4 protein-coding genes are annotated in these 3,642 nt (G+C 70.1%); 2 read left to right on the top strand and 2 right to left on the bottom strand.

All coding sequences use genetic code 11. The annotated features are described in order from the left end of the window. Both ACIQ3B_RS18760 and ACIQ3B_RS18765 read left to right on the top strand, forming a co-directional pair. On the top strand, window positions 1-1,516 hold a 1,516-nt coding region (locus ACIQ3B_RS18760; RefSeq protein WP_397405302.1), incomplete at its 5' end, for a DUF3987 domain-containing protein. Window positions 1,517-1,943: 427 nt separating this feature from the next. Continuing rightward, window positions 1,944-3,158, top strand: coding sequence for a DNA modification methylase (locus ACIQ3B_RS18765; RefSeq protein ID WP_397405304.1), 1,215 nt, complete (start codon window positions 1,944-1,946; stop codon window positions 3,156-3,158). A 2-nt stretch (window positions 3,159-3,160) separates the two neighbouring features. Here the strand turns inward: ACIQ3B_RS18765 and ACIQ3B_RS18770 are convergent, their stop codons facing one another. Further along, window positions 3,161-3,448: a hypothetical protein gene (locus tag ACIQ3B_RS18770; protein WP_397405306.1), complete on the bottom strand. Its 288-nt coding sequence runs from the start codon at window positions 3,446-3,448 to the stop codon at window positions 3,161-3,163. Between the two features lie 3 nt (window positions 3,449-3,451). Next, window positions 3,452-3,642, bottom strand: a 191-nt coding sequence (locus ACIQ3B_RS18775; protein WP_397405308.1) for a hypothetical protein, incomplete at its 5' end; no start/stop codon positions are given.

Genomic DNA, 3,642 nt, shown 5'->3' on the forward strand with positions numbered 1-3,642 from the left:
ATCGGGCGGCCATGCAGCGACCTACGCCGCGGCGACCGCCCTCGTCCATGGCTTCGGCATCGCGCCGCGGCGGGCGCTCGAGCTCCTCGAGGAGCACTACAACCCCCGCTGCGAGCCGCCGTGGTCGGAGTCGGAGCTTGCGCACAAGGTCAACGACGCCGAGCGCAAGCCGCACTCGCGTCCGTACGGCTGGCTCCGCGACGAGCGCAAGGCGGCCGACCTCGGTGTCGACCTGTCGGGATTCAAGCTCGGCGGCGCACGGGATCCGCTCGACGCGCAGCCCGGAGACGGTCCGCCGGACCCCGGTCCGTTCCCGGAGCACCTGCTGCGCGTCCCCGGCTTCATCGCCGATGTCATGGCGCACAACCTGGCGACCGCGCACCGGCCGCAGCCCGTCCTGGCGCTCGCTGGCGCGATCACGCTGCAGGCCGTGCTTGCCGGGCGCAAGGTGTGCGACGAGCGCGGGAACCGCACGAACCTCTATGCCGTCGGGGTCGCGCCCTCGGGCGCTGGCAAGGACCACGCCCGCAAGGTGTCGAAGAACGTGCTCTTCCACGCCGGGCTCGACGCCCTCGAGGCGAACGAGGACCTCGCAAGCGACGCCGGGCTCGTGAGCGCCCTCGAGATCAACCAGGCCTCGCTCTTCCAGTTCGACGAGTTCGGCCGCTTCCTGCGCACGATCGGCGACGCGAAGAAGGCGCCGCACCTCTACAACGTGCTTACGGTGCTCATGAAGCTCTACTCGAGCGCCGACAGCGTCTTCAAGGGCAAGGCCTATGCCGACGCGAAGCGGAACAAGGTGATCGACCGCCCCTGCGCGGTGGTCCACGGCACGACCGTGCCCGAGCACTTCTTCGGGTCGCTGACGGCCGACGCCCTCGCCGACGGCTTCATGGCACGCCTCCTCGTCTTCGAGGCCGACTCGACCGCGGTGCGCCAGCGGGCGCATGCGGCGGCGATCCCGGAGCCGATCCTCGAGGCCGCCCGCTGGTGGGGCGACTTCGCGCCCGGGGGCGACCTGCGCCGGACGAATCCCGAGCCCGTGGTCATCCCGGCGACGCCGGAGGCCGTGGCGGTCTACGACCGCTTCGCCATGATGGTCGACGCGGAGCTCGCCAAGGACGCCCCCGGGCGGTCGCTCTGGGCGCGTGCCGAAGAGAAGGCGTGCAGGCTGGCACTCGTCCATGCCTGCAGCGCGGACCGGGAGAGGCCGGTGGTGGGCCAGGAGGCGGCCGACTGGGCGTGCGCCGTGTCGGAGCACCTCACCAGGCGCATGCTGCACCTTGCCCACGCGTGGGTGTCGGACGGCGAGTTCGACTCCAGGCAGAAGCGCGTGCTGCGCGTCATCCGTGCGCTTGAAGGAAAGATCTCCGCCGCGGAGCTCTGCCGCCGGACGCAGTGGCTGAGCAGGCGGGAGCGGGCGGAAGTCATCGAAAACCTGCTTGAAACAGGGCAGATCCTGCTGCGCACGGAGTCGACGGCCACGCGCCCCAGGAGGTCGTATGAGCTGCCCTGAACCGAATACTTCAATTCTTCCTAAGGCTCTCGCGCGCGTACGCGTGCGCGTGTGCGCACGGATGGGGGGAGAGAAGTATTGAAGAATCTCTCTCTCTTCTCATATATCCCTACAAAGCAGGCCCTTCGCACGCCCGAGATTCTTCAAGCGACCCCCTGCAAGATCCTTGAGGGATTTGAAGGATTGGGTCCTCCCCGGCGCCCGCGCGGCTCGCTTGGCCTTCCGGAGGGGCAGGCAATCGCGACAGAGTTTGTTTCGCGTGGGTCACGCCTCTCGGCTCTGGCCCACCGCTCGCGCCACGAGGCCCCAGGACGCGCCCGTCGCGCCCGCGGCGGTCACGGCGCCACCGAGGCAACCAACGCCACTGAAGCCAACGTAGCGCCTTCGTGCGCGTCGCCTGTTCACTCTGTCAACCGAGGAGAAGGTCATGTCGCCTGAAGCAGCCGCGCCCATGTCGGTCGAGCTCCGCCCGCTCGATGCCGTCCGCCCCTATGCCAACAACCCGCGGCAGAACCTCGACGCGGTCGAGGCCGTCGCCGAGAGCATCCGCCGGTTCGGATTCCGCCAGCCGATCGTCGTCGATGCTGACGGCGTCATCGTCGCCGGGCACACCCGCTTCCGAGCCGCCCAGCGCCTCGGGCTCGCGACCGTGCCGGTCCACGTCGCCACCGACCTGACCGCCGACGAGATCCGCGCCTACCGGCTGGCCGACAACAAGACCGCCGAGCTCGCCACCTGGGATACCTCGATGCTCTCGATCGAGCTCGACGCCCTCCGCGGCGCAGGGATCGACTGGACCCTCCTGGGCTTCGACGAGGAGGAGCTCGCGAAGCTCCTCGCGCCCGCCGGGACCGAGGGGCTCACCGATCCCGATGCCGTCCCCGAGAAGCCGACCGACCCGGTCACGAAGCCCGGCGACCTGTGGCTGCTCGGCAAGCACCGCCTCCTCTGCGGCGACTCGACAAGCGCGGCCGACGTGACTCGGCTCCTCGACGGCGCCGTGCCCACGCTCATGGTCACCGACCCGCCCTACGGCGTGGAGTACGACCCCGAGTGGCGCATGGACGCCGGGCTCACCGGGAACACCGCGCGCATGGGCAAGGTCATGAACGACGACCGCGCCGACTGGACCGAGGCATGGAAGCTCTTCCCCGGCGACGTGGCCTACGTCTACCACGCAGGCGTCTTCGCCTCGACCGTGCAGCAGTCGCTCGAGCGGGCGGGCTTCGCGATCCGCGCGCAGATCATCTGGGCGAAGGACCGCCTCGCCCTGAGCCGCGGCGACTACCACTGGCAGCACGAGCCATGCTGGTACGCCGTGCGCGAAGGCGGCAAGGGCCACCGCACCGATGACCGCACGCAGACGACGCTCTGGTCGATCCCAGCGCGCGACGACGCGGGCCACGGCCACGGGACGCAGAAGCCGGTCGAGTGCATGGAGCGCCCGGTGCGCAACCACCTGGCCGACACGGTCTACGAGCCCTTCGCGGGGAGCGGCACGACCGTCATCGCCTGCGAGCGCACGGGGCGCGCATGCATCGCGATGGAGCTCGACCCCGGCTACTGCGATGTCATCGTGCGGCGCTGGGAGGAGTTCACCGGCAAGAAGGCAGAGCGCGTACAGGCGGAGGGCGGCGAGTGAGGTCAGTCCTCGTCACGGACGATGTCGATCGTCACCGACCGGAGCATGGCGTCCGGCTCGGGGTTCGTCCCCGTGTGGTCAAGGGTCGCAAGCATCGCGTGCGCAAGCATCGTCCGCAGGCGAAGCGCCTCGTCGCGCGTCTCCGTCTGCCATGCGATGCAGCCGTGCGGCTGGCCGCGTGGATGCCAGGACTCCATGCGCTCTCGGCCGACAGCGCGGTCGATGCGCGCGAGCTTGAATGGGTCGCGCACGAGCCCGGGCGCCACGTTGGCGGTGATGCGGAAGGCCATGGCCTACCGGCTCCTCACGATCTGCATCTGGAACTCGCGCCCGCCCTCGACCGCGTCGATCACGAGCCCGCGGTTCATCGAGAGGACGCCCTCGTCCTCGAAGGTGCGCACGCCGCCGATGCGGTCGGCCACCTCCGATGCGGCCTCCTCGAGCGCGTCCTGGTCGCCGGTCGCGGCCGCCTCGATGAGGCGGC

Origin of the sequence: Phenylobacterium sp. (genome assembly GCF_044358365.1) — a bacterium.
GTDB lineage: Bacteria > Pseudomonadota > Alphaproteobacteria > Caulobacterales > Caulobacteraceae > Phenylobacterium.

Coding starts and splice junctions, on each gene's coding strand:
- ACIQ3B_RS18765 (WP_397405304.1), top strand. CDS start 1,944: ATGTCGCCTGAAGCAGCCGCGCCCATGTCGGTCGAGCTCCGCCCGCTC.
- ACIQ3B_RS18770 (WP_397405306.1), bottom strand. CDS start 3,448: ATGGCCTTCCGCATCACCGCCAACGTGGCGCCCGGGCTCGTGCGCGAC.